Annotated in this window: 1 pseudogene; it reads left to right on the forward strand. The window is 56.5% G+C overall.

Going from position 1 to position 255, the window contains the following annotated elements:
- Positions 1–44: 44 nt before the first annotated feature.
- Positions 45–255: pseudogene (locus tag MWC30_RS22310) on the forward strand (hypothetical protein); the annotation flags it as partial.

Genomic DNA, 255 nt, shown 5'->3' on the forward strand with positions numbered 1-255 from the left:
CTCTCGATACACGGTTGGATGCCATACTTTATCAGGAGCCCGTCATGCCGCACGACCCAAAACCAATCGAGCGACTCTCCTTTCTGTTCACCAAAGAGCCCTGCTGGAAGATCGAACCTCTGGCCGGTGAGCTGGGCTACTCGGTCCCATCCGTCCGGCGCTTTCTTGCAGAGGTTGGATATTGGAGCAGCTTCTCACACAATGGAGCCTGGTATACGCTTCGTTCCATCCCTCGCTTCGGCGAGGACGGGTTGT

The sequence above is a fragment of the Desulforhabdus sp. TSK genome (assembly GCF_022836495.1).
In the GTDB taxonomy this organism is placed as follows: Bacteria; Desulfobacterota; Syntrophobacteria; order Syntrophobacterales; family Syntrophobacteraceae; genus Desulforhabdus.